We start from the raw sequence: 24,704 nt of genomic DNA, 5'->3' as shown, positions 1-24,704 counted from the left end.
GTGAAGACGGAGATGTCACTAGTGGGTGCGGGGTACACCCCTTACACGCCGGTCGGCGCCGGCCGCTCACGGCAGCCGCCCCCGGAACCGCCGCCGCTCCACCGCTCCCTCCCCGGAGGGCTCGGCGTCTGCGAGGCGTACGACCGGGTCGTCCGGCCCCTCCCGCCCGGCGACGACCGGCTTGTCGGCCAGCACGGCCTTGGCCTGGTACTGCGCGGCATCGGCCAGCCGGAACAAGCGCCGCGCGGAACGCACGGCCCCGATCGGATCCTCCGTGGACGCGACCCCGCACGCCACTCCCTCCCCGAGCTCCAACTCGGCGGCCCGACGGCACAGTTCGTCCGCGGCCTTCACCACGTCGTCGGCGGCCGGCCCGACGGCCAGCAGGCAGAACTCGTCACCGCCGAGCCGCGCCGCGAGAGCTCCGGGCAGCATGGCGCCGCACAACGAAAGGACCGACCCGAACCGCTCCAGCAGACGGTCGCCCACCGCATGCCCCTGGGTGTCATTGACCCGCTTGAGCCCATTGAGGTCACAGACGACGAGGCTGACCACGATGCCGTCCCTGCGATGCCGCTCGATGGCCTCCTCCAACCGCACATCGACGGCACGCCGGTTGGCGAGCCCCGTGAGCGCGTCGGTGAACGCCAGGCGCCGCGCCTCCTCCAGCCGCTCGCTCTGCGCGAGACCGGCGGCCACGACGGAGGCGAGCACGGTGGCGAAGTCGGCATCCCCACGGTCGAAGACGGGAGCCCCGGCGGACCGGGCGACGTAGAGCTCCCCCCACGCCCGCCCGTTCAGCACGATCGGCGCGACGACACAGCACCCCCGCCCCCGACGTCGCAGGGCGGCGACGCGCTGATGGCAGTACCCGGGCTGCCCGGCGGCCGGACCGTCGGCCGTCTCCACCCAGGCGTTGGGCTCCCCACCGGAGGCCCACCGCTCGTGCAGGAACTCGGCGATCTCCGGGAACTGATGCACGGGATAGGCCTCATCAGTGGGGAACTCCTCCTCCCCCTGGGTGCGGTCCCCGACGTTCACCAGCACCCGCAACCGCCCGAGCTCCCGCTCCCACACCGACAGCGCGGCAAAACTCCCGGCCAGCGCCCGACACGCCCCGGACGCCGCCGCTCGCCAGGACTCACGCGGGGTGTGCACCGCCGCCATCCCCTGCGCCAACGCCACTACGGCCGCGAGCCGTGTGTCCTCGCCCATCACTCCAGGTTAGGGAGGTTTGCCATGATTTGAGACTTTGGTGTGGCGAACGGGGAGCTCAGCGCGGCCTACGAGCCGAAGGCACCGTCACTCCCCCGGCCACTCAGGCTTCCGCTTCTCATTGAACGCGGCCACGCCCTCCGCCCGGTCTCCCGAGAACGCCGTGGCCCGCCAGGCCGCGTCCTCGACCTCCAGCCCGGCCCGCAGGTCCATCCCGTGCCCCACCCGCAGCGCCCGCTTGGCGGACCGCAGCCCGACCGGCGAGTTCACGGCGATCCGCGCCCCGAGGGCCAGCGCCTCCTCCCGGTCCTGCCCCTCCTCCACCAGCACATCCACCAACCCGAGCTCCCTGGCCTCGGCGGCCTCGACCCGGCGCGCGGTGAAGATCAGCTCCGCAGCCCTGGCCGCGCCCACCCGCCGCGGCAGCAACTGCGTGCCTCCACCTCCCGGAATCACCCCGACCGACACCTCGGGCAGCCCCACCACGGCCGTATGGTCTGCCACGATCACGTCGCACGACAGCGCCAGTTCGAAGCCGCCCCCGAGCGCGAAGCCGTGCACGGCCGCGATCGTCGGGACCGGCAACTCCAGCACCCCCGTGTACGCCCCCCGCGCCACCGGCCGCTGCCGCACCAGGTCCGCGTCGCTGAAGGAGTTCCGCTCCTTCAGATCCGCACCGACACAGAAGGCCCGCTCATGCGTCGAGGTCAGGACGACCGCCCGTACGCCGTTGTCCGCGCCCAGCGCCGCGCACGCCCCCGCGATCGAACGGGCCATCTCGGTCGACACGGCGTTCATGGCCTTGGGCCGGTCGAGTACGAGCTCCGCGACATGCCCGTGCCTGCGCACCAGCACGAACTCCCCGTACCGCTCCTCACTCATGACACCCTCCGGTTAACGCGGGTTAACAACACTCGCCCCGATCATCGCAGCCGGACCCCTCCGGGGAAAGGCCCGCCGCGAGCGGTTCCCGAGTCGAGTCCCGACACCCCGTTCGAGTGACATCCCGCCCAACTCCCGCCCTACCGCCAACGACAGCGCATAACGTGCGCGAGCCACGCGCAGTGGGGGCGGGAGCTCGTTGGGAGGGGTCGTGATGGGTGTGACGGCGGAAGGACCGCAGGCGAGAGGGGCGGCTGCGCGGAGTACCGAAGCGAGCGAGGCACCGGCGGACACCGAGGCGGCCGGCCGCCTCTTCGGCCCCCGCGGCCGCCATCGCCGGCCCCGCCCCCGCAAGGTCCTCCTCGCGGCGGGAGGCCTCGCCCTGGCCGCCGGCGCGCTCAGCCTCGTACGCCTGACCCCGGACTCGAACGTCACCGGCCTCGGCACGGCGGAAGCCGACCCCACGCCGGTCCCCGGCACGGACACGGACAGCGCGACCAACGCCGCCGCCACGATCCCGACGTCCACCCCGAAGCCGAGCCCGTCAGCGACCTCCGCCATGGGCGGCCTGGGCACAACACCGACGACGGGCACGATCGTCGTACCGACCACGAACAGCGCCGCCACCACGCCACCCGGTGACCGGGGCCGCCCGGCGGACGCCGCCGCGGCGCTCACCCGCGCACCGCGCCCACCGGCGACGACCGGTCACGCACAGCAACCGGCCCCGGCGCCTACCAAGACCGCGACACCGAGCCGGACCACCTCGAACCCCCCGGCCCCGCCGCCGGACCACTCCGACGACGGGAGCGTGTGCATCCCGATCATCGGCCTCTGCGTGGACCGCCTGACCGGCCGCAGCTGAACGGCGCTCAGTCCGCCGGCAACGCCCTGCGCGTCAACAGCCACGGCTCGACGACCCCAAGCCCTCGCACCGGCCGCTGCCACATCGGCTGCAGCGCGAACCGGTACACCGGCGGCTCCTCGCCTTCCTTCTCCGCCGCGACCGCGGCCTCCGCCGCCTCCGCCTCGGAGGCCGGCGCCTCACCCGATCGGATGAGCTCCTCGGCGAACGCACTGTCGACGAGGACCGCGTCACGCGGAGCTATCGAAGTCAGCCGGGAGGCGAGGTTCACGGTCGTACCGAAGACATCGCCCATTCGGGTGGTCACGGTGCCGAAGGCGATGCCGACGCGCAGCTCGGGCATCGTCTCGTCGTTGGCCATCGTCTCGATGAGCCGCAGGGCGATCTCCGCGGCGACCGCCGCGTCGTCGGCCGAGAAGAGCACCTCGTCGCCGAGCGTCTTGACCAGGCGCCCGCCGCGCGCGGCCACCAGGTCGGCCGCGGTGGTCTCGAAGGCCTCGACGAGTTCGCCGAGTTCCTCCTCCTCCATCCGGCGGGTCAACCGCGTGAACCCGACGAGGTCCGCGAAGCCGACGCACAGCCGCCGGTCGACCATCTCCTCGTCGTCGGCGGCCTGCACGACCCGGCCGGTCGCGGCGGCGAGCTGGCGGCGCCAGACGTAGACGAGGAACTCCTCCAGTTCGGGCAGGAGCAGCTCGACCAGGGGGTACGTCACCTCGGTCCGCGTCATCCCCGGCTCCGGCGGCTCGGTGAGTCCCTCCAGGAACGAGTCGATCTGCCAGTCGGCCAGACGCGCGGTGGTCTGCCCGGTGGATCTGGCCACCTGCACGGCCATGGCCTCGCTGAGCAGCCCCGCCTCGACGAGACCGGCGAGGCGCCTGAGCGCCAGTACGTCGGCCTCGGTCAGCGCCTTGGCCTGCCCGATGTCGGCGAAGCCCATGGCCCGCCAGAACCGGGACGCCAGCTCCATGGAGACACCGGCGCTACGGGCCGCCTGAAACGGGGTGTAGCGCCGCTCGGCACCGAGAATGAGCTGTTCGAGGCGCAGCGCGAGCGGATCCTCGCCGGGGTCGGCGTCGGGGGGATCCACCCGGCCGTCCTCGCCCGCGCCGGAGCCCGTGTCGTCGACGGTCACGCCTGCTGCCCTTCCGATCTGCCGCGGTCAGTAATCGACCGGCCTTCACTTTACGGCAGGTGTGGGCCACCTCACTCCGGAAGCCCGGTAGGCGAAGTCACGCCAACCTCAAGTGCACGATGTCGCCTGCTCCCACCGGCTCCTGCACGCCCTCCGCCGTGGCCAGCACCAGCCGCCCGTCCCCGTCGATCGCGACCGCCTCCCCCATGATCGACCGATGCCCCGGGAGCTCGGCCCGCACCACTCTCCCCAGCGTCGCGCACCCCGCCGCATACGTCTCCTGGAGCTCGCTCACCACCGGGTCGCCCGTCGCGGCCCGCCACCGCCCGTACCACTCCTCCAGCGAGCGCAGGATGCCCCGCAGCAGCGGGTCCCGGTCCGTGCTCACGGCTCCGGCGAGGGCCAGGGAGCCCGCCTGCGGCACCGGCAGCTCGTCCGCACGCAGCGTGACGTTGATGCCGACGCCGATGACCACGCCTTCGTCCCCGGCCCGCTCCGCCAGGATGCCGCCGGCCTTGCGTTCCTCGCCGCCGACGGTCACCAGCAGGTCGTTCGGCCACTTGAGTGCCGTGTCGACGCCTGCCGCGCGCGACAGGCCCGTCGCCACGGCGACGCCCGTGAGCAGCGGCAGCCAGCCCCAGCGGGCCGCCGGCACCTCGGCCGGGTTCAGCAGCACGGAGAAGAACAGCCCTGAGCGGGGCGGTGCCGTCCAGGTGCGGTCCAGGCGGCCTTTGCCGGCCGTCTGCTCCTCGGCGACCAGCACGGAGCCCTCGACCGCCTTGCCGGAGGTCGCCAGGCCCACCAGGTCGGTGTTGGTGGAACCGGTGCGCTGCACCACCTCCACCTCGCGCCACAGCCCACCCTCGCGGACGAGCCCGCGCCGCAGGGCGGCGGCGTTCAGCGGCGGGCGGTCCAGGTCGGACCAACGGCTGTCGTCTGATGCATCTCGCGGCGTCATGCAAGCCACCCTAGGTGTGTGAAACGCCGCACTGCTGATTCGTAGGCCCCCCACTACTCTACGGATGAGTAACCGTCCCCCCTTTTGAGCAGGCAGGGAGCGCCATCCCGATGTCCGAGCCGGAAGAGCGTCACGAGATCCAAGAGACCCAAGGGATCGACATCCACACCACCGCGGGCAAGCTCGCGGATCTCCAGCGCCGTATCGAGGAAGCGACGCACGCCGGCTCCGCACGCGCCGTCGAAAAGCAGCACGCCAAGGGCAAGTTGACGGCCCGTGAGCGCATCGACCTCCTCCTCGACGAGGGGTCCTTCGTCGAGCTCGACGAGTTCGCCCGGCACCGCTCGACCAACTTCGGCCTGGAGGCCAACCGCCCGTACGGCGACGGTGTCGTCACCGGGTACGGGACCGTCGACGGCCGCCCCGTCGCCGTGTTCTCGCAGGACTTCACCGTCTTCGGCGGCGCGCTGGGCGAGGTCTACGGCCAGAAGATCGTCAAGGTCATGGACTTCGCGCTGAAGACCGGCTGCCCGGTCATCGGCATCAACGACTCCGGCGGCGCCCGCATCCAGGAGGGCGTGGCCTCGCTGGGCGCGTACGGCGAGATCTTCCGCCGCAACACCCACGCCAGCGGTGTGATCCCGCAGATCTCCCTCGTCGTCGGGCCCTGCGCGGGCGGTGCGGTCTACTCCCCCGCCATCACCGACTTCACGATCATGGTCGACCAGACCTCGCACATGTTCATCACCGGCCCGGACGTCATCAAGACGGTCACCGGCGAGGACGTCGGCTTCGAGGAGCTGGGCGGCGCGCGCACCCACAACTCCGCCTCGGGCGTGGCGCATCACATGGCCGGCGACGAGAAGGACGCCATCGAGTACGTCAAGCAGCTGCTGTCGTACCTGCCGTCCAACAACCTCTCCGAGCCCCCGGCCTTCCCGGAGGAGGCCGACCTCACGGTCACGGCCGAGGACCTGGAGCTGGACACGCTGGTCCCGGACAGCGCGAACCAGCCGTACGACATGCACACGGTGATCGAACACATCCTGGACGACGCCGAGTTCTTCGAGACGCAGCCGCTGTTCGCGCCGAACATCGTCACCGGGTACGGACGGGTCGAGGGCCGCCCGGTCGGCATCGTCGCCAACCAGCCGATGCAGTTCGCCGGCTGTCTCGACATCGCCGCCTCCGAGAAGGCCGCGCGCTTCGTGCGCACCTGCGACGCCTTCAACGTCCCGGTGATCACCTTCGTCGACGTGCCCGGCTTCCTCCCGGGCGTCGACCAGGAGCACGACGGCATCATCCGCCGCGGCGCCAAGCTGATCTACGCCTACGCCGAGGCGACGGTCCCGCTGATCACGATCATCACCCGCAAGGCCTTCGGCGGCGCCTACGACGTCATGGGCTCCAAGCACCTCGGCGCCGACATCAACCTGGCCTGGCCCACCGCCCAGATCGCCGTCATGGGCGCGCAGGGCGCGGTCAACATCCTGCACCGGCGCACCATCGCCGAGGCGGAGTCGAGCGGTGAGGACGTCGAGGCGGTGCGCGCCCGGCTGATCCAGGAGTACGAGGACGCGCTCCTCAACCCCTACGTCGCGGCCGAGCGCGGCTACATCGACGCGGTGATCATGCCGTCCGAAACCCGCCGCCATGTGGTGCGGGGCCTGCGTCAGCTGCGCACCAAGCGGGCATCCCTGCCCCCGAAGAAGCACGGCAACATCCCCCTCTAGGCCTGCTGGGAGCCGTCATGAACATCAAGGTCCTCCGGGGCAACCCGACACCCGAGGAGCTGGCCGCCGCACTGGCGGTGGTCCGCGCCCGCGCCGCGGCGGCAGCAGCCACGCCGTCCGGCGCACCCAAGCCGCGGGACGGGTGGTCGGACCCGTCCCGCATCGCCGCGCACCGGCTGCCGCAGCCGGGTCCGTCGACGTGGGCGCGCACGTACTGGCCCGGTTAGAGGGCCGCCCGTACGGCTTCGGCCATCACCTCGTACCCGGCGTCGTTCGGGTGCAGGTGATCGCCGAAGTCGTACGGCGGACGCAGCCGGTCCGGGTCCGCCGGATCGGCCAGCGCCCGGTTCAGATCCACCACCGCGTCGTACTCCCCCGAGCTGCGGATCCACTCGTTCAGCTCGTGACTCACCTTCGCCGCCCGCTCGCCCCAGTGGTCCGAGCCCCCGAACGGCAGCAGCGTCGCTCCGATCACCCGCAGTCCCGCCTCCCTGCCCTGCCGTATCAACTCCCGGTGCCCGGCGATGAGTTCCCCCGCATCCACCACCGGCGCCGGCTTGTAGGTCGGCTGCTCGTCCGTCTCGCTGAAGCCGATGTCGTTCAGACCGAGCAGGACGACGAGCGTGTCCACGCCGGACCGGTCGAGGACGTCCCGGCGCAATCGGTGGACGCCCTTTTCGCCGTACCACGCCGAGTCGTTGAGCAGCAGGTTCCCGCCGATCCCCGCGTTCAGGACCGGCCGCCCCGTGCGCTCGGCGAGCACGTCCGACCAACGCCGGTTCGCACCCGGCGTCGACCCGAATCCGTCCGTGATCGAGTCGCCGAACAGGGCGACGGCGTCCGTGCGGCCGGCGTCGACCTCCACGGCGGACAGGAAGTACCAGGACTCGGTCGCCGCGTCGAAGCCCTCGGCGCCGGGGTCCGCCGACCGGTCGCCCTCGCCCCGGTAACCGGTCGTGAAGGCCTGGGCGTGGAAGGTCGCGGGACCGGTCGTGGTGTCGAAGTGGAGCGTGACGGTCACCGACTCACCGGCGGCGACGGCGAGGGGGACGTCGTCGCTGACCAGCTCCCCGCGCGCCGGTATCGCCCCCTGTGCGGCACCCCCGAAGGTGAGCCGCGTGAGCGACCCCGGCTCCACGGCTGCCCCCGCGGCCGTACGGCCCACGCTCGCCCCCGCGACTCGGACGGGCGAGGTGCCGTATGCGTGGGAGAGCCGTACCCGCACCCTCCCACCTCCCGCCGAGAGCCGTACGACCTGCCGCAGTGACTGGCGCCAGAAGCCCTCGCGGGACCAGTTGGGTGTGAAGCCCTCGCTGGGCAGCTGAGGTGATGCGGTCCAGGAAGTGGTGAACATGGCACGACCCTCCAAACGGGACTGGAATCCCTTTAGCTAATGGAACAGTAGCACCGTTTAGGGGAAATTTGAGTATGCGTACTCAGGCGCCGCCGCGAACCGCCGCCCGACGATGGAAGGCATGCTGTGGTCCGACCCCGAGAACGAGCCGCCCGAGGAACTGCGCGAGACGCAGGAGATGTTGCGGCGGCTGGGCGTTCTCATGGCGCTGGCCATGGTGCTCACGATGATCGTGCTCGGTCTGAGGTGAGTCCGGCCGGGCGCGCCGATACGCTGACCGCATGACTGATCAGCCCCGCCGCCGGCTCGTCCTGGCCTCCCAGTCCCCCGCCCGGCTGAATCTCCTCCGCCAGGCAGGCCTGGCCCCGGAGGTCATCGTCAGCGGCGTCGACGAGGACGCCGTCACCGCGCCCACCCCCGCCGAGCTGGCCCTGGCCCTGGCCGAGGCGAAGGCCTCCGTCGTGGCGGCGAAACCCGAGGTCATGGGCGCGATCGTGATCGGCTGCGACTCGGTCCTGGACCTGGACGGCCAGGCCCTGGGCAAGCCGGCCGACGCCGAGGAGGCCACGGCGCGCTGGAAGTCGATGCGCGGCCGGGCGGGCACGCTGCAGACCGGCCACTGCGTCTACGACACCGCGACCGGCCGGTACACCTCGGCCACCGCCTCCACCGTCGTCCGCTTCGGCGAGCCGACCGACGAGGAGATCGCCGCGTACGTCGCCTCCGGCGAACCCCTCTACGTCGCCGGGGCGTTCACCCTCGACGGCCGCTCGGCCCCGTTCATCGACGGCATCGACGGCGACCACGGCAATGTGATCGGCATCAGCCTGCCGCTGGTGCGCCGGCTGCTGGCGCAACTGGGCATCGGCATCACGGAGTTGTGGGCGCCGGCGGAGGCGTGACAGGAGAGCCTCCGGCCGCGGAGCCTCCTGCCGGGGAGCCGTCGGCGCCCTTGCCCCCGTCGGGAGCGGCGTCGGCGGGCTCCGCGGGCGTGGCCTGGGCGTCGTACGTCATGAGCAGCAGCACTATCAGACCGAGCACGACGACCATGAACAGGAACGCCGTCCAGCCCACCAGACCCCAGGCAAGCGCGCCCAGCAGTGCGTGCACCACGGCCGCGCTGATCAGCAGGATGCGGCCCAAGCCGGCCGGGGCGCGGTCGCGCACGGCCACGAGCAGGGCGACGAGGCCGCACAGCGCGAAGTACGCGCCGAAGACCAGGCCGCCGACCTTCGAGGACACCGACATCACGTTCGGGTCGAGCCCCGCCAAGGACATGTCCTGACGGTCGACGACGACCCCGAGGAACCAGTTCACCGCGGCGATGCCGAGCGCCTCCGCGAAGAGCACGACCGCCACCACCCACGCCACCGGCCTGCGCACCACCGGCCCCCACCCACTTCCGAGCTCCGCGCTGTTACCCCAAGTACGTTCAACTACATCGCGAACGCTACTAACGGGTAAACCCCGGGACAAGGGTTCGGTCGAGGGCAAAGAATCATTGGGCCATTCGTAGGGATTCCACAAAGAAACCGAGTGGCCCGCAGCACGTGATGACAGAGACCTTGACCACAGAGGAGGGCTAGGGTTTTCCGGGAGAGACCTGCGTGCCGAGGCGCGACATGGGATTTCGCAGGTCGAGCGAGCCTGGAATCACGCTCCGTGTGGGCAAGCTCACCACTGGGGACGGGTCGATGTGGCGTGTCGGCAGTCCCTAAACTCGGCTTGTTTCAAGGAGGGAGCCTCAATCGTGCGCAAGGTGCTCATCGCCAACCGTGGCGAAATCGCTGTCCGCGTGGCCCGGGCCTGCCGGGACGCCGGGATCGCGAGCGTGGCCGTCTACGCGGATCCGGACCGTGACGCTCTGCATGTCCGCGCCGCGGATGAGGCGTTCGCCCTGGGCGGTGACACCCCGGCAAGCAGCTATCTGGACATCGACAAGGTCCTGAACGCGGCACGCGAGTCCGGCGCGGACGCCATCCACCCCGGCTACGGATTCCTGTCGGAGAACGCCGACTTCGCCCAGGCCGTCCTGGACGCCGGTCTGATCTGGATCGGCCCGCCCCCGCAGGCCATCCGCGACCTCGGCGACAAGGTCGCCGCCCGCCACATCGCCCAGCGGGCGGGTGCCCCGCTCGTCGCGGGCACGCCCGACCCGGTCTCCGGCGCCGACGAGGTCGTCGCCTTCGCCGAGGAGCACGGCCTGCCGATCGCGATCAAGGCCGCCTTCGGTGGCGGCGGACGCGGTCTGAAGGTCGCGCGGACCCTCGAAGAGGTGCCCGAGCTGTACGAGTCGGCGGTCCGTGAGGCCGTCGCCGCGTTCGGGCGCGGCGAGTGCTTCGTCGAGCGCTACCTCGACAAGCCCCGCCACGTCGAGACGCAGTGCCTGGCCGACCAGCACGGCAACGTCGTGGTCGTGTCCACCCGTGACTGCTCGCTGCAGCGCCGCCACCAGAAGCTCGTCGAGGAGGCGCCGGCCCCGTTCCTGTCCGACGCCCAGGTCGCTGAGCTGTACTCCTCTTCCAAGGCCATCCTCAAGGAAGCCGGCTACGTCGGCGCCGGCACGGTGGAGTTCCTCGTCGGCATGGACGGCACGATCTCCTTCCTGGAGGTCAACACCCGCCTCCAGGTCGAGCACCCGGTCACCGAGGAGGTCGCCGGCATCGACCTCGTGCGCGAGATGTTCCGCATCGCCGACGGCGAGGAACTCGGCTACGACGACCCGCAGCTGCGCGGCCACTCCTTCGAGTTCCGCATCAACGGCGAGGACCCGGGCCGCAACTTCCTGCCCGCCCCCGGCACGGTCACCACGTTCGCCCCGCCGACCGGCCCGGGCGTCCGCCTGGACGCGGGCGTGGAGTCCGGCAGCGTGATCGGCCCGGCGTGGGACTCCCTGCTGGCCAAGCTGATCGTCACCGGCGCCACCCGCCAGCAGGCCCTCCAACGCGCCGCCCGCGCCCTCGCCGAGTTCCAGGTCGAGGGCATGGCCACCGCCATCCCGTTCCACCGCGCGGTCGTCAACGACCCGGCCTTCGCGCCCGAAGTCCATGGTCAGGACGGCCCGTTCACGGTCCACACCCGCTGGATCGAGACCGAGTTCGTCAACGAGATCAAGCCCTTCGCCGCCCCCGCCGACACGGAGGCGGACGAGGAAGCCGGCCGCGAGACGGTCGTGGTGGAGGTCGGCGGCAAGCGCCTGGAGGTCTCCCTCCCGTCCTCGCTCGGCATGAGCCTGGCCCGCACCGGCCTGGCCGCCGGCGCCAAGCCGAAGCGCCGCGCGGCCAAGAAGTCCGGCCCCGCTGCCTCCGGCGACACCCTCGCCTCCCCGATGCAGGGCACGATCGTCAAGGTCGCCGTCGAGGAGGGCCAGGAGGTCAAGGAAGGCGACCTCATCGTCGTACTCGAAGCGATGAAGATGGAACAGCCCCTCAACGCCCACAGGTCGGGCACCATCAAGGGCCTGTCCGCCGAGGTCGGCGCGTCGCTCACGTCCGGCGCGGCCATCTGCGAGATCAAGGACTGACGCGCACGGCACACGCCTTACGGCATCCGAGGCGCCCGGCGGACTGGAACGGACAGTCCGCCGGGCGCCTCGTTGCAACCGGACGCGATGGCATCCTGGAGGCACGCCGAGGGCGCGTGAGAGGGCAGGTGAGAGTCATGGTGGGCGCGACCTCGCGCGAGAGTGCGGGGAACTCAGGCGCGGCGGCGACGCCGACGGCCCAGCCGCGTGCCATGCGCGCTGATGCCCGCCGCAACCATGAGCGCCTGCTGGCCGAGGCCCGGTCCGCCTTCGCCGCCCACGGCACGGACGCGTCCTTGGAGGACGTGGCCCGCCGCGCGGGCGTCGGGATCGGCACGCTGTACCGCCACTTCCCCAACCGCGACGCCCTGTTGAGCGCGGTCTTCGAGGACGCCGTCGGCGACCTGCTGACCCGCTCCCGCGAACTCCTGCACGCCCCGGAGCCCTGCGCGGCCCTGGTGACCTGGCTGCGCGAGATGGTCACCCATGCGGGCGAGTACCGCGGCCTGGCCAGGTCCCTGATGTCCGTCTCGTACGACAACACCTCGGCCCTGGCCCGATGCAGCGGCCCGATCAGGGAGGCGGGGGGCGCGCTGCTGGTGCGGGCCCAGCAGGCCGGCTCCGTTCGCCCGGACGTGGCGATCGACGACCTGCTCCAGCTCACGCACGCAATCGCACTTGCGGCGGAGGAGGCACCGGGAGACCCGGAGTTGGCGGACAGATTGCTACGTCTGACGCTGCGCGGCTTGAAAGCCGCCTGAGGGCAGCCAACCCAAGGGGCGCGGGGAACTGCGCGACCAGCCACACACAACCGGCACTCGCGCAACTACACGAACCCCTACGGCGAACAGGCGAAACTAACGCCTGCGCAGATCCGCGACGCGCGCCCTCTCACGTTCCCGCTCCGCGCCCTGTTCCCCCAGCACCGCCGCGGCCGACCGCAACCCCGGCGCACCGCCCGGCACCTGACCCCGCCGCGGCCCCGGCAAGGCGCGCCGCCGCGCCGGGACCTCGTCACCCCCCGGGTTCCCGGTCGCCCCGGCCACGGCGATCTGCACCCCCTGATCGGCCAGGGCCTGGAGTTCGGTGTGGGCGCGGTCGTCATGGGCCGGCGGCTCGTCGGTGACCAGCCGGGTGATGACATCCGTGGGCACCGTCTGGAACATCGTGTCCGTACCGAGCTTGGTGTGGTCGGCGAGGACGACGACCTCCGCGGCCGCCTGGACGAGGGCCCGGTCGACGGAGGCCGAGAGCATGTTGGACGTGGACAGACCGCGCTCGGCGGTCAGGCCGCTCCCGGAGAGGAAGGCCCGCGACACCCGCAGCCCCTGCAGGGACTGCTCGGCGCCACTGCCCACCAGCGCGTAGTTCGACCCGCGGAGCGTCCCGCCGGTCATCACGACCTCGACCCGGTTGGCGTGGGCCAACGCCTGCGCCACCAGCAGGGAGTTGGTGACGACGGTCAGTCCGGGCACCCGGGCGAGCCGGCGGGCCAGCTCCTGGGTGGTGGTCCCCGCCCCGACGACGATTGCCTCGCCCTCTTCCACGAAATTCGCGGCGAGGTCGGCGATGGCCGTCTTCTCGGCGGTCGCGAGATGTGACTTCTGCGGAAAGCCGGACTCCCGCGTGAACCCGCCCGGCAATACCGCACCGCCGTGCCGGCGGTCGAGGAGTCCTTCTGCCTCCAGTGCGCGCACGTCCCGCCGTACGGTCACTTCGGAGGTCTGGACGACGCGGGCGAGCTCACGGAGCGACACGGCCCCGTTCGCTCGCACCATTTCGAGGATCAATTGGCGACGTTCTGCAGCGAACACGAAACTGACAGTAACCCCAACGACCGTCTGGTTTCAGCAGTTTGCGCCGAATAACAGAAGTTGTTCGCACGCCAGGGCAAGGAGTGGTATAGGGCCTAGTCCCGCCGCCTATGCCGTACGCATGCTCGACAACTCCCCGTGACCAGCGGGGAGTCACTTCCGGCCGCCGGGGTGCCTAGAGTTCGCCGCCGGACTTCCGCGTGTGCAGCTGCCGTGCAACCTCGGCGATCGACCCCGAAAGGGAGGGGTACACGGTGAAGGCGTTCGCGATCTGTTCGACCGTCAGATTGTTGTCGACCGCGATCGAGATCGGGTGGATCAGTTCCGAGGCGCGCGGGGAGACGACCACGCCGCCGACCACGATGCCGGTGCCCGGGCGGCAGAAGATCTTGACGAAGCCGTCCCGGATGCCCTGCATCTTCGCGCGCGGGTTGCGCAGGAGGGGGAGCTTGACGACCCGGGCGTCGATCTTGCCCCCGTCGACGTCCGCCTGTGTGTAGCCGACGGTGGCGATCTCGGGGTCGGTGAAGACGTTGGACGAGACCGTCTTCAGGTTCAGCGGGGCCACCGCGTCGCCGAGGAAGTGGTACATGGCGATACGTCCCTGCATCGCCGCGACCGACGCGAGAGCGAAGACTCCGGTGACGTCACCGGCCGCGTACACGCCGGGGGCCGTCGTCCTGGACACCTTGTCGGTCCAGATGTGCCCGGACTCGCGCAGCTTGACGCCGGCCTCCTCCAGGCCCATGCCCTCGGAGTTCGGGATGGCACCGACGGCCATGAGGCAGTGGCTGCCGCTGATGACGCGGCCGTCGGCGAGGGTGACCTCGACGCGGTCGCCGACCCGCTTGGCGGCGGCCGCGCGTGAGCGCGCCATGACGTTCATGCCGCGGCGCCGGAAGACGTCCTCCAGGACGGCGGCGGCGTCCGGGTCCTCACCCGGCAGCACGCGGTCCCGGGACGACACGAGGGTGACCCGCGATCCGAGCGCCTGGTAGGCGCCGGCGAACTCGGCGCCGGTGACACCGGAGCCGACCACGATGAGTTCCTCGGGCAGCTCGGTGAGGTCGTAGACCTGGGTCCAGTTGAGGATGCGCTCGCCGTCGGGCTGGGCGTCGGGCAGCTCGCGCGGGTGACCGCCGGTGGCGATGAGGACGGCGTCCGCGGTGAGGGTCTCCTCGGTGCCGTCGGCGGCACGGACGACGACCTTGCGCGAGCCGTCGAGGCCCTGCATGCCCTCCAGCCGGCCGCGGCCGCGCAGGACCCGGGCACCGGCGCGCGTGACGGAGGCGGTGATGTCGTGGGACTGCGCGAGCGCGAGCCGCTTGACACGCCGGTTGACCTTGCCCAGGTCCACGCCGACGACGCGCGCGGGCGTGTCGATGTGCGGGGTGTCGTCGGCGACGATGATCCCCAGCTCCTCGTACGAGGAATCGAAGGTGGTCATCACCTCGGCCGTGGCGATAAGAGTCTTCGACGGCACGCAGTCGGTGAGCACCGACGCCCCGCCCAGACCGTCGCAGTCGACGACGGTCACCTCCGCGCCGAGCTGGGCGGCCACCAGGGCCGCCTCGTATCCGCCGGGTCCGCCACCGATGATCACGATCCGAGTCACGTACTCCATTGTCCCGCACGCATCACCGTGGTACCGCCTGGGGGCCCGCCCGAGACACCACCGTTACGGGAGGGGCACACGATTCACCTGCCGTACCCTCTCCCCATGTCGCTCTACGCCGCGTACGCCGGCAATCTCGACGCGCGGCTGATGACGCGCCGCGCCCCGCACTCGCCGCTGCGCGCCACCGGCTGGCTGAACGGGTGGCGACTGACGTTCGGGGGCGAGCAGCTCGGCTGGGACGGCGCGCTGGCGACGCTCGTCGAGGAACCCGGCGAGCAGGTCTTCGTCGCGCTGTACGACGTCGCCCCGATGGACGAGGACTCCCTGGACCGCTGGGAGGGCGTCGGTCTCGGCATATACCGCCGGCTCCGGGTGCGCGTGCACACGCTGGAGGGCGAGGAGTCGGCGTGGGTGTACGTGCTGAACGCGTACGAGGGCGGGCTGCCGTCCGCGCGGTACCTCGGCGAGGTCGCGGACGCGGCGGAGTCGGCCGGCGCGCCACACGATTACGTGATGGAGCTGCGGAAGCGCCCCTGCTGACGGAGGGCGACTCCTAGACTGGGCGAATCGGCCCATCATCGGGAGAACTCATGGCCCCCACCACGTATGACGTCTACTACACGGTGCAGGCCGCCGAGGCCCGTGACCGGCTCGACGACAGGCAGCGCAACGCGTTCGACAAGGGCATCGCGCTACTGGCCCGCGACCCGTTCCTCTCGGTGTCACGGCCCATAAGCTCCACGGGCGACGATCGTACGATCCGGCTCACGCAGAACGTCCTCGTGGAGTACACGGTCAGCCGCGGCCGGCTGTTGATCTTCATCGTCGAGGTCTTCAACGACAAGGACGTCCTCATTCCCGAGGAGTGAGCGTGCCGCTTTCGGGCGCGGTCTTCGTTGGAAACGACAAGACAACGATCGCCATCCCGTGAGCTCTGTCATCTACGCGCGTAGGCCCAAACCGGCTACCCTCAGTCGCGTGAACGCATCTCTTCTTCCGGACGACATCCAGGGCGACCCGCACGCCGCCGCCGACGCCGCCGCCGCACGCCTGCGCGAACTCACGGGCGCCGAGACCCACGACGTCGCCCTCGTGATGGGCTCCGGCTGGGCTCCGGCCGTGGACGCCCTCGGCGAACCCGAGGCCGAGTTCCAGGTCACCGAGCTGCCGGGGTTCCCCCCGCCGGCGGTGGAAGGGCACGGCGGCAAGATCCGCTCCTACCGGATCGGCAACAAGCGTGCACTGGTCTTCCTGGGCCGTACCCACTACTACGAGGGCCGCGGGGTGGCCGCCGTCGCGCACGGGGTGCGTACCGCGGTGACCGCCGGCTGCAAGACGGTCGTGCTCACCAACGGCTGTGGCGGTCTGCGTGAGGGCATGCGTCCCGGGCAGCCGGTCCTGATCAGCGACCACATCAACCTGACGGCGACGTCCCCGATCATCGGCGCGAACTTCGTCGACCTCACGGACCTGTACTCGCCGCGGCTGCGGGCCCTGTGCAAGGAGATCGACCCCTCGCTGGAGGAGGGCGTCTACGCCCAGTTCCCCGGGCCGCACTACGAGACGCCGGCCGAGATCCGGATGGCTCGGGTCATCGGGGCGGACCTGGTGGGCATGTCGACGGTGCTGGAAGCGATCGCTGCGCGTGAGGCGGGGGCCGAGGTGCTGGGGATCTCGCTGGTGACGAACCTTGCTGCGGGGATGACGGGTGAGCCGCTGAACCACGAGGAGGTTCTGCAGGCCGGGCGCGACTCGGCCACGCAGATGGGGTCGCTGCTGGCGCAGGTGCTGGGGCGTCTGTAGGGCGTTCTCTTCGCCCCCGCCGCCCCTACCCTTCCCGTCCTTGATGGGGCACCGCCCCTTCGACCCCGCTCCTCAAACGCCGGAGGGGCTGGTTTTTCGGCCCGTCCGGCGTTTGAGGACGAGGCCGTTCAGGCCGAAGCAGGGGTCTGGGGGCGGCAGCCCCCAGGTACGGGACGGGTAGGGGCGGCGGGGGCGAGAACCATGCCACCCTCAGCCCCCCTCCCCACCACAAGAACGAGAGGTTGACCGACGTGCACGACGATCTCATCGCCCTGGCCCAGGCGTGGCTCGCCGAGGATCCGGACCCGGAGACCCGCGACGAGCTCGCCAAGCTCATCGACGCCGCGGACGTCGAGGAACTCGCCGCCCGCTTCAGCGGCACCCTCCAGTTCGGCACCGCAGGCCTGCGAGGCGAGCTCGGCGCCGGCCCGATGCGCATGAACCGCACGGTCGTCATCCGCGCCGCGGCCGGCCTCGCCGCGTACCTGAAGAAGCAGGGCCACGAGGACGGACTCGTCGTCATCGGCTACGACGCCCGCCACAAGTCGGAGGACTTCGCCCGGGACACGGCCGCCGTGATGACGGGCGCGGGCCTGCGCGCCGCCGTGCTGCCCCGCCCGCTCCCCACACCGGTCCTCGCGTACGCGATAAGGCACCTCGGCGCGGTCGCCGGAGTCGAGGTCACCGCGAGCCACAACCCGCCGCGCGACAACGGCTACAAGGTCTATCTCGGCGACGGCTCCCAGATCGTCCCGCCCGCGGACATCGACATCGCGCGGGAGATCGCCGCGGTGCCGTCCCTCACCGTCGTGCCCCGCCCCACGGAGGGCTGGGAGACCCTGGACGAGAGCGTCCTGGACGCCTACCTCGCCCGCACGGACGCGGTCCTGTCCCCCGACTCCCCGCGCACCGCCCGCACCGTCTACACGGCGATGCACGGTGTCGGCAAGGACGTCCTCCTCGCCGCCTTCGAGCGCGCCGGCTTCCCCGCCCCCGCCCTCGTCGCCGAGCAGGCCGAGCCCGACCCGGACTTCCCCACCGTCGCCTTCCCCAACCCGGAAGAGCCCGGCGCGATGGACCTGGCCTTCGCCAAGGCCCGCGAGACGGCCCCCGACCTCGTCATCGCCAACGACCCCGACGCCGACCGCTGCGCCGTGGCCGTGCGGGACGGGGAGAGCGGGGACGAGTGGCGGATGCTCCGCGGCGATGAAGTGGGCGCCCTGCTCGCCGCCCACCTGGTCAGCCGTGGAGCACGCGGGACCTTCGCGGAGTCCATCGTCTCCTCGTCCCTCCTCGGCCGTATCGCGGAGAAGGCGGGGCTGCCGTACGAGGAGACCCTCACCGGCTTCAAGTGGATCGCCCGCGTCGAGGGTCTGCGCTACGGCTACGAGGAGGCCCTCGGCTACTGCGTCGACCCCGAGGGCGTACGCGACAAGGACGGCATCACCGCCGCGCTGCTGATCACCGAGCTCGCGTCCGTCCTGAAGTCCGAGGGCCGCACGCTCCTCGACCTGCTCGACGACCTCGCCGTGACCCACGGCCTGCACGCCACCGACCAGCTCTCGGTGCGCGTCCAGGACCTGTCGGTCATCGCCGACGCCATGCGGCAGCTGCGCGAGCAGCCGCCGACCGAGCTCGCCGGGCTGGCCATCACCCGCGCCGAGGACCTCACCCAGGGCACGGACACCCTCCCGCCCACCGACGGCCTGCGCTACACGCTCGAGGGCGCCCGCGTGATCGTCCGTCCCAGCGGCACTGAGCCCAAGCTGAAGTGCTACCTGGAGGTCGTCGTCCCGGTCGCGGCCCATGCCGACCTCCCGGCCGCCCGCGCCGAGGCGGCCGAGCGGCTCGCGACGATCAAGCGGGATCTGTCGGCGGCGGCGGGCATCTGAGCCGTACGAACAGGAAGAGTTCTGGTCGTTCGCGAAGGGGTGCCTCCATTCGGAGGCACCCCTTCGGGCGATTTCCTCGCGGTGGTTGACCCGGGCTCCACACCCGGCCCCGGCGCACAGGCAACGGTGGACGGACAGCGGTGGACGGGCAGCGGTGGACGGGTAGCGGTGGACGGGCAAGCACGTCACCGAGTTGTCCGGAGCCGCCGCCGTGTCCACGACCGTCCGGCCGACTCCCCGAGCGACCACCACCCGCGACGGCGAAGCCCGGTCCGGCTCACCGCCCCCGCGCAGGCGCCCCGCACCAGCTGCTCGGACCCGACGCGTCAGCCCGTCGCCAGCAGAATCACCAGCAGCACAGCCCCGGCGATGACCGGCCCCGCCACCTCGTAGGCCCACCGCACGGTGACCTCACCCTGCGAGGACTCCAGCTTTTCCCGCTGCTCCAGCAGTTCCCGCAGGTCGTCCATGACCTTGTCGGTCTCGGCCCGCGCCGGGCCGTCCAGGTCGACATCCCCTCGCGGCGCCCCGAACCCGAGCCCGCCGAACCCCATCCCCCCGCCGGCGCGGCCGCCCCGCTCACCCCGCGCGGCAGCGCTCCGCTCCGCCGCGGCCCGGGCCGAACGCCGTGCCGCCTTCTTGCGGGCCCGCAGCGAGACCGGCACCGCCCAGAGCTGGAACTTGGTGCCGGACTTGTCGACGACCTCGTTCGAGTAGCTGGACCGCAGTGCGGCGACCTGTCCCCACGGGAGCACGATCACGCGCAGCGGGTTGCGGATACGCAGCCGGTCCTCGTTGGCGTAGACGGCGGGCCTCAGCGTGAACGCGGACACCAGCGGCACGATCAGGATCAGCGCCGCGAGCGCCACCCACTGGGTGCGGCCCTCGCCCCGGATCAGTGCGTCGATGCCCAGCCAGAGGGCGATTCCGAGCAGCGCGACGCCGCCGATCATGCCCATGGGCGAGCGGTAGACGCGGTCCTTCGACACGGGGGCCGGGGTGGGGGGCTGGGGTTCCGGGGTCGTCATGGGGCCGATTCTGCCGTATGCCTGCCGGCGGCTCGGCGGGGTGCCTCATCGCCGTGGGGGATGGGTTTGCGGGCGGGTCCGGGTGGTCGGTGGCTGGCCGCGCAGTTCCCCGCGCCCCCTGGGTTGGGCGGCTGCCCTGCGTTGTGCGATGTGCGGACCGTTCCCGCACCGCAGAACAGTTCCCTTGCCCTCGGGGTGTACAGCCGCTACGCGCGTAGATATGCTCGTCTGGTGACCATGCCCACCAATGCATCTACCGCAGCTCACGCCCTCACGGACGTCACCGCGTCCGACAGCACGCTGCGCGGCTTCCTTCACGGGCTGCCCGGCGTCGACGCGGTCGGCCTGGAGGCGCGCGCCGCGTCCCTCGGTACCCGTTCCATCAAGACGACCGCCAAGGCGTACGCCATCGACCTCGCCATCTCGATGGTCGACCTGACGACGCTGGAAGGCGCGGACACCCCGGGCAAGGTCCGGGCGCTCGGCGCCAAGGCGGTCCACCCCGACCCGAGTGACCGGACGACCCCGGCGACCGCGGCCGTCTGCGTCTATCCCGACATGGTGGCCACCGCCAAGGAGGCCGTCGCCGGCTCCTCGGTCAAGGTCGCCTCGGTCGCCACCGCCTTCCCGGCCGGGCGGGCCGCCCTCGGTGTGAAGCTGGCGGACGTCCGGGACGCCGTCGCCGCCGGTGCGGACGAGATCGACATGGTCATCGACCGCGGGGCGTTCCTCGCGGGGAACTACATGAAGGTGTACGACGAGATCGTCGCCGTGAAGGAGGCCTGCGGGGCGTCCGCCCGCCTCAAGGTCATCTTCGAGACCGGCGAGCTGTCGACGTACGACAACATCCGGCGCGCGAGCTGGCTCGGCATGCTGGCGGGCGCCGACTTCATCAAGACGTCCACCGGCAAGGTCGCCGTCAACGCCACTCCCGCGAACACCCTGCTTATGCTGGAAGCGGTGCGTGACTTCCGCGCCCGGACCGGCATCCAGGTGGGTGTGAAGCCGGCCGGCGGAATCAGGACGACCAAGGACGCCGTCAAGTTCCTCGTCCTGGTCAACGAGACCGCCGGCGAGGACTGGCTGGACAACCACTGGTTCCGCTTCGGCGCCTCCTCGCTCCTGAACGACCTGCTGATGCAGCGTCAGAAGCTGGCCACCGGCCGCTACTCCGGCCCCGACTACGTGACGGTGGACTGATCACCATGGCATCGGTATTCGAATACGCACCGGCCCCCGAGTCCCGCTCGATCGTCGACATCGCGCCGTCGTACGGCCTGTTCATCGACGGCGAGTTCGTGGAGGCGGCGGACGGCAAGGTCTTCAAGACCGTCTCCCCGTCCACCGAGGAGGTCCTCGCCGAGATCGCCCAGGCCGGCGAGGCGGACGTGGACCGCGCCGTGAAGGCCGCCCGCAAGGCCTTCGTGAAGTGGTCCGCGCTGCCCGGCTCCGAGCGCGCGAAGTACCTGTTCCGTATCGCCCGGATCATCCAGGAGCGCAGCCGTGAGCTGGCCGTCCTGGAGACGCTGGACAACGGCAAGCCGATCAAGGAGACCCGCGACGCCGACCTCCCCCTGGTCGCCGCGCACTTCTTCTACTACGCGGGCTGGGCCGACAAGCTGGAGCACGCCGGTTTCGGCGCGAGCCCGCGGCCCCTCGGTGTGGCCGGCCAGGTCATCCCCTGGAACTTCCCGCTGCTGATGCTGGCGTGGAAGATCGCCCCGGCGCTGGCGACCGGCAACACCGTCGTGCTGAAGCCGGCCGAGACCACCCCGCTCTCCGCCCTGTTCTTCGCGGACATCTGCCGCCAGGCGGGCCTGCCCAAGGGCGTCGTCAACATCCTTCCCGGCTACGGCGACAGCGGCGCCGCGCTCGTCGCGCACCCGGACGTCAACAAGGTCGCCTTCACGGGATCGACGGCGGTCGGCAAGGAGATCGCGCGGACCGTCGCCGGTACCCGCAAGAAGATCACCCTGGAGCTGGGCGGCAAGGGCGCCAACATCGTCTTCGACGACGCCCCGATCGACCAGGCGGTCGAGGGGATCGTCAACGGCATCTTCTTCAACCAGGGCCAGGTCTGCTGCGCCGGCAGCCGGCTGCTGGTCCAGGAGTCGATCCAGGACGAGCTGCTGGAGTCGCTGAAGCGTCGCCTCTCCACGCTCCGCCTCGGCGACCCTCTCGACAAGAACACCGACATCGGCGCGATCAACTCCGAGGAGCAGCTCACCCGCATCACCTCGCTCGTCGAGCAGGGCGAGGCGGAAGGTGCCGAGCGCTGGTCGCCGGCCTGCGAACTCCCCGAGAGCGGTTACTGGTTCGCGCCGACACTCTTCACGAACGTCACCCAGGCGCACCGGATCGCCCGCGACGAGATCTTCGGCCCGGTCCTGTCGGTCCTGACCTTCCGCACGCCGGACGAGGCCGTCGCCAAGGCCAACAACAGCGCGTACGGCCTGTCGGCGGGCATCTGGACGGAGAAGGGGTCGCGGATCCTCGCCGTCGCGAACAAGCTCCGCGCGGGCGTCATCTGGTCCAACACGTTCAACAAGTTCGACCCGACCTCGCCGTTCGGCGGCTACAAGGAGTCGGGCTTCGGCCGCGAGGGCGGCCGCCACGGCCTGGAGGCGTACCTCGCCCCGTCGAGCCCGGAGGGCGAGCGATAAATGAGCACGGTTGACAAGAACGACAAGACCGAGCGCGCCGAGCGGCTCTCCGTCTTCAAGACCTACAAGCTGTACGTCGGCGGGAAGTTCCCGCGTTCCGAGAGCGGCCGGGTGTACGAGGTGACGGACTCGAAGGGCAACTGGCTGGCGAACGTTCCGCTGTCATCCCGCAAGGACGCCCGTGACGCGGTGGTCGCCGCGCGCAAGGCGTTCGGCGGCTGGTCCGGCGCGACGGCGTACAACCGCGGCCAGATCCTCTACCGCATCGCGGAGATGCTGGAGGGCCGCCGCGAGCAGTACGTCCGTGAAGTCGCCGACGCCGAGGGCCTGTCGAAGTCGAAGGCGGCGGCTCAGGTCGACGCGGCGATCGACCGGTGGGTCTGGTACGCGGGCTGGACGGACAAGATCGCCCAGGTGGTCGGCGGCGGAAACCCGGTCGCGGGCCCGTTCTTCAACCTGTCGTCCCCCGAGCCGACGGGCGTCGTGGCCGTCCTCGCCCCGCAGGAGTCGTCCTTCCTGGGCCTGGTCTCGGTGCTGGCGCCGGTGATCGCGACGGGCAACACGGCGATCGTGGTGGCGTCCGAGAAGTCCCCGCTCCCCGCCCTCTCCCTGGGCGAGGTCCTGGCCACGTCCGACCTGCCGGGCGGCGTCGTCAACGTCCTGTCCGGCCGTACGGCGGAGATCGCGACGCCGCTGGCCGCGCACCAGGACGTCAACGCGATCGACCTGGCCGGCGCCGACGACGTCTTGGCGAAGGAACTGGAGATCGCGGCGGCCGACAACCTCAAGCGCGTCCTGCGTCCACAGCCTGTGGACGACTGGGCCGCCGCCCCCGGCATCGACCGCATGACAGCGTTCCTGGAGACCAAGACGGTCTGGCACCCGACGGGTTCGCTGGGGGCGTCCGGCTCGTCGTACTGACGTACCGGGCCTCCCTGAAGACCGGAGAGCCGTGCCTCCCCTCCGTCCGGGGGAGGCACGGCTCTCTGCTGTGCGGTCGCGACGAGGAGTTGTCAGGTGAACGCGAGAGGGCTGTGAGGTGTGACGCGCGCTTCAATTGCGGTACGCCGGGTCGTACTCGGGCCCCGCGATGCCTCACACTGGTGTCCCGTGAGTTCCCATCCGCCCATACCGACGCGAGTCGTGCTGCTCTGCGGCCCTTCCGGCTCCGGCAAGTCCCTTCTCGCCGCCCACTCCGGTCTTCCGGTGCTGCGGCTCGACGACTTCTACAAAGAGGCTGACGACCCGACCCTGCCGCAGGTCCTCGGGAGCTCCGACATCGACTGGGACCACCCCGACTCGTGGGACGCCGACACGGCCGTCGCGGCGATAGCGGAACTGTGCCGCACGGGCCGTACGAACGTGCCCCTCTACGACATCTCCCTCAGCGCCCGCACCGGCGAGGAGACCGTCGACATCGGCCGTACCCCCCTCTTCATCGCCGAGGGCATCTTCGCGGCCGAGATCGTGACCCGTTGCCGGGAGCTCGGCCTCCTCGCGGACGCGCTGTGCCTGAGCCGCGGGCCCGTGAAGACGTTCCGCCGCCGCTTCGTCCGCGACCTGCGAGAGGGTCGCAAGTCGGTCCCGTTCCTGCTGCGCCGCGGCTGGCGCCTGATGCGCCTGGAACGCTCGATCGTCGCCCACCAGACGTCCCTGGGCGCCCACGCCTGCGACAGGGACGAGGCCCTGGGCCGCCTCACCGCAGCCGCAGCGGGCCGCTGCCCGGCGGCCGCTCCGGCGACGCCGGCCACCTGAACGAACACGGCGCCCTCTCCGTCGTAGGACCCGAAAACGGTCCCCGCGGAGAGGAATGCCGATGCCCGCTGCCCTCCAGCCCGGCCGACGCCTGCTCATGGCTGCCCTGCTCGTCACCGCGGCCGTGGGCTGTACGGAGGCGGGCGGTGCGGCCGAGGCGTCCTGCGCGTACGTGGTGACGTACGCGAACCGCTCCTACCCGGACGTCGCGAACACCGACTTCACCGTCGGGAAGAAGCTGGGCACCGCCACGATCCCGGCGTGCGACGACACCCCGAACGATCCCCCGGACGCCGTCGGCGAGCAGCGGATCACCGCGTACGCGGTCGAGGGAATGGACCCGGCCGTCGCCATCGCCGTCGGTGGCACTCCCACCGGAGCGATCCTCATGAAGGCCCGCTGAGCGCACACGAAGAACGGGACTGGACGGACCCCCCGGCCCTCCAGCCCCGCTCTCGTCGTGCTC

The 24,704-nt window shown here is 71.2% G+C and carries 25 protein-coding genes; 16 read left to right on the top strand and 9 right to left on the bottom strand.

The features are described 5' to 3' along the window. Positions 1–66: 66 nt before the first annotated feature. Together AB5J55_RS26750 and AB5J55_RS26745 are read right to left on the bottom strand one after the other, a co-directional pair. Positions 67–1,215 carry a diguanylate cyclase gene (locus tag AB5J55_RS26750; RefSeq protein ID WP_369273067.1) on the bottom strand — a complete coding sequence of 383 codons (1,149 nt, stop codon included), beginning with the start codon at positions 1,213–1,215 and terminating at the stop codon, positions 67–69. A gap of 87 nt (positions 1,216–1,302) precedes the next feature. Next, positions 1,303–2,097 (bottom strand): enoyl-CoA hydratase/isomerase family protein, encoded by a 795-nt coding sequence (locus AB5J55_RS26745; protein WP_369273066.1) that lies wholly within the window; start codon positions 2,095–2,097, stop codon positions 1,303–1,305. 214 nt (positions 2,098–2,311) lie between these two features. Here AB5J55_RS26745 and AB5J55_RS26740 point away from each other — a divergent pair, with 214 nt between their 5' ends. Next, entirely contained in the window at positions 2,312–2,962 is a 651-nt protein-coding gene (locus AB5J55_RS26740; protein WP_369276309.1) for a hypothetical protein, read from the top strand. Positions 2,963–2,969: 7 nt separating this feature from the next. Here AB5J55_RS26740 and AB5J55_RS26735 read toward each other — a convergent pair whose 3' ends face one another. After that, positions 2,970–4,097: an adenylate/guanylate cyclase domain-containing protein gene (locus tag AB5J55_RS26735; protein ID WP_369273065.1), complete on the bottom strand. Its 1,128-nt coding sequence runs from the start codon at positions 4,095–4,097 to the stop codon at positions 2,970–2,972. 97 nt (positions 4,098–4,194) lie between these two features. Further along, positions 4,195–5,055, bottom strand: a complete 861-nt coding sequence (locus tag AB5J55_RS26730) for a biotin--[acetyl-CoA-carboxylase] ligase (RefSeq protein ID WP_369273064.1) — start codon at positions 5,053–5,055, stop codon at positions 4,195–4,197. A gap of 110 nt (positions 5,056–5,165) precedes the next feature. On the opposite strand from AB5J55_RS26730, the gene AB5J55_RS26725 reads away from it, so the two are divergent. Beyond that, positions 5,166–6,788 carry an acyl-CoA carboxylase subunit beta gene (locus AB5J55_RS26725; RefSeq protein WP_369273063.1) on the top strand — a complete coding sequence of 541 codons (1,623 nt, stop codon included), beginning with the start codon at positions 5,166–5,168 and terminating at the stop codon, positions 6,786–6,788. 17 nt (positions 6,789–6,805) lie between these two features. Then, positions 6,806–7,015 (top strand): acyl-CoA carboxylase epsilon subunit, encoded by a 210-nt coding sequence (locus AB5J55_RS26720; protein ID WP_369273062.1) that lies wholly within the window; start codon positions 6,806–6,808, stop codon positions 7,013–7,015. On the opposite strand, the gene AB5J55_RS26715 is transcribed toward AB5J55_RS26720, so the two are convergent. Then, positions 7,012–8,142 (bottom strand): SGNH/GDSL hydrolase family protein, encoded by a 1,131-nt coding sequence (locus tag AB5J55_RS26715; RefSeq protein WP_369273061.1) that lies wholly within the window; start codon positions 8,140–8,142, stop codon positions 7,012–7,014. The two genes, AB5J55_RS26720 and AB5J55_RS26715, sit on opposite strands and share 4 nt — an antisense overlap. A gap of 121 nt (positions 8,143–8,263) precedes the next feature. On the opposite strand from AB5J55_RS26715, the gene mmpB reads away from it, so the two are divergent. Further along, the gene (gene mmpB / locus AB5J55_RS26710) at positions 8,264–8,392 is read left to right on the top strand and encodes a morphogenic membrane protein MmpB (protein WP_328424162.1); all 129 of its coding nucleotides are present in this window, start codon (positions 8,264–8,266) and stop codon (positions 8,390–8,392) included. A gap of 31 nt (positions 8,393–8,423) precedes the next feature. Beyond that, complete coding sequence (locus AB5J55_RS26705) at positions 8,424–9,044, top strand: nucleoside triphosphate pyrophosphatase (RefSeq protein ID WP_369273060.1); 621 nt, start codon at positions 8,424–8,426, stop codon at positions 9,042–9,044. On the opposite strand, the gene AB5J55_RS26700 is transcribed toward AB5J55_RS26705, so the two are convergent. Next, positions 9,013–9,528: a hypothetical protein gene (locus AB5J55_RS26700; RefSeq protein WP_369273059.1), complete on the bottom strand. Its 516-nt coding sequence runs from the start codon at positions 9,526–9,528 to the stop codon at positions 9,013–9,015. The genes AB5J55_RS26705 and AB5J55_RS26700 overlap by 32 nt on opposite strands. A 364-nt stretch (positions 9,529–9,892) precedes the next feature. Between AB5J55_RS26700 and AB5J55_RS26695 the strand changes: the two genes are divergently transcribed. Continuing rightward, positions 9,893–11,665, top strand: coding sequence for a biotin carboxylase N-terminal domain-containing protein (locus AB5J55_RS26695; RefSeq protein WP_369273058.1), 1,773 nt, complete (start codon positions 9,893–9,895; stop codon positions 11,663–11,665). Between the two features lie 212 nt (positions 11,666–11,877). Next, positions 11,878–12,426 carry a TetR/AcrR family transcriptional regulator gene (locus AB5J55_RS26690; protein WP_369276308.1) on the top strand — a complete coding sequence of 183 codons (549 nt, stop codon included), beginning with the start codon at positions 11,878–11,880 and terminating at the stop codon, positions 12,424–12,426. 96 nt (positions 12,427–12,522) lie between these two features. Here the strand turns inward: AB5J55_RS26690 and AB5J55_RS26685 are convergent, their stop codons facing one another. Both AB5J55_RS26685 and AB5J55_RS26680 read right to left on the bottom strand, forming a co-directional pair. Then, positions 12,523–13,479 carry a DeoR/GlpR family DNA-binding transcription regulator gene (locus AB5J55_RS26685; RefSeq protein WP_369273057.1) on the bottom strand — a complete coding sequence of 319 codons (957 nt, stop codon included), beginning with the start codon at positions 13,477–13,479 and terminating at the stop codon, positions 12,523–12,525. 175 nt (positions 13,480–13,654) lie between these two features. Continuing rightward, entirely contained in the window at positions 13,655–15,103 is a 1,449-nt protein-coding gene (locus tag AB5J55_RS26680) for an NAD(P)H-quinone dehydrogenase (RefSeq protein WP_328879679.1), read from the bottom strand. Between the two features lie 96 nt (positions 15,104–15,199). Here AB5J55_RS26680 and AB5J55_RS26675 point away from each other — a divergent pair, with 96 nt between their 5' ends. The 4 genes from AB5J55_RS26675 to AB5J55_RS26660 all read left to right on the top strand — a co-directional run bounded on the left by AB5J55_RS26675 (position 15,200) and on the right by AB5J55_RS26660 (position 18,792). Continuing rightward, positions 15,200–15,637: a gamma-glutamylcyclotransferase gene (locus AB5J55_RS26675; protein ID WP_328879680.1), complete on the top strand. Its 438-nt coding sequence runs from the start codon at positions 15,200–15,202 to the stop codon at positions 15,635–15,637. A gap of 50 nt (positions 15,638–15,687) precedes the next feature. Then, the gene (locus AB5J55_RS26670) at positions 15,688–15,966 is read left to right on the top strand and encodes a hypothetical protein (protein ID WP_362385170.1); all 279 of its coding nucleotides are present in this window, start codon (positions 15,688–15,690) and stop codon (positions 15,964–15,966) included. 109 nt (positions 15,967–16,075) lie between these two features. After that, positions 16,076–16,900, top strand: coding sequence for a purine-nucleoside phosphorylase (locus AB5J55_RS26665; RefSeq protein ID WP_369273056.1), 825 nt, complete (start codon positions 16,076–16,078; stop codon positions 16,898–16,900). A gap of 251 nt (positions 16,901–17,151) precedes the next feature. Beyond that, the gene (locus tag AB5J55_RS26660) at positions 17,152–18,792 is read left to right on the top strand and encodes a phospho-sugar mutase (protein ID WP_369273055.1); all 1,641 of its coding nucleotides are present in this window, start codon (positions 17,152–17,154) and stop codon (positions 18,790–18,792) included. A gap of 326 nt (positions 18,793–19,118) precedes the next feature. Here AB5J55_RS26660 and AB5J55_RS26655 read toward each other — a convergent pair whose 3' ends face one another. Next, positions 19,119–19,820 carry a PH domain-containing protein gene (locus tag AB5J55_RS26655; protein ID WP_369273054.1) on the bottom strand — a complete coding sequence of 234 codons (702 nt, stop codon included), beginning with the start codon at positions 19,818–19,820 and terminating at the stop codon, positions 19,119–19,121. A gap of 237 nt (positions 19,821–20,057) precedes the next feature. Between AB5J55_RS26655 and deoC the strand changes: the two genes are divergently transcribed. The 5 genes from deoC (at position 20,058) to AB5J55_RS26630 (ending at position 24,641) form a co-directional block, all read left to right on the top strand. Then, entirely contained in the window at positions 20,058–21,020 is a 963-nt protein-coding gene (deoC, locus tag AB5J55_RS26650; RefSeq protein ID WP_369276307.1) for a deoxyribose-phosphate aldolase, read from the top strand. A gap of 5 nt (positions 21,021–21,025) precedes the next feature. Continuing rightward, positions 21,026–22,483: an aldehyde dehydrogenase family protein gene (locus tag AB5J55_RS26645; protein WP_369273053.1), complete on the top strand. Its 1,458-nt coding sequence runs from the start codon at positions 21,026–21,028 to the stop codon at positions 22,481–22,483. Then, a complete protein-coding gene (locus tag AB5J55_RS26640; protein ID WP_369273052.1) occupies positions 22,484–23,404 on the top strand; it encodes an aldehyde dehydrogenase in 921 nt (306 codons plus the stop codon). A gap of 189 nt (positions 23,405–23,593) precedes the next feature. Next, positions 23,594–24,238, top strand: coding sequence for a uridine kinase (locus AB5J55_RS26635; RefSeq protein WP_369273051.1), 645 nt, complete (start codon positions 23,594–23,596; stop codon positions 24,236–24,238). Between the two features lie 61 nt (positions 24,239–24,299). Then, positions 24,300–24,641 (top strand): DUF6281 family protein, encoded by a 342-nt coding sequence (locus AB5J55_RS26630; protein ID WP_369273050.1) that lies wholly within the window; start codon positions 24,300–24,302, stop codon positions 24,639–24,641. Positions 24,642–24,704 lie beyond the last annotated feature (63 nt).

The organism is Streptomyces sp. R11 (genome assembly GCF_041051905.1).
Lineage (GTDB): Bacteria > Actinomycetota > Actinomycetes > Streptomycetales > Streptomycetaceae > Streptomyces.
Note: the sequence above shows the minus strand (reverse complement) of the source record. Positions and strands in the feature narration are given on the sequence as shown.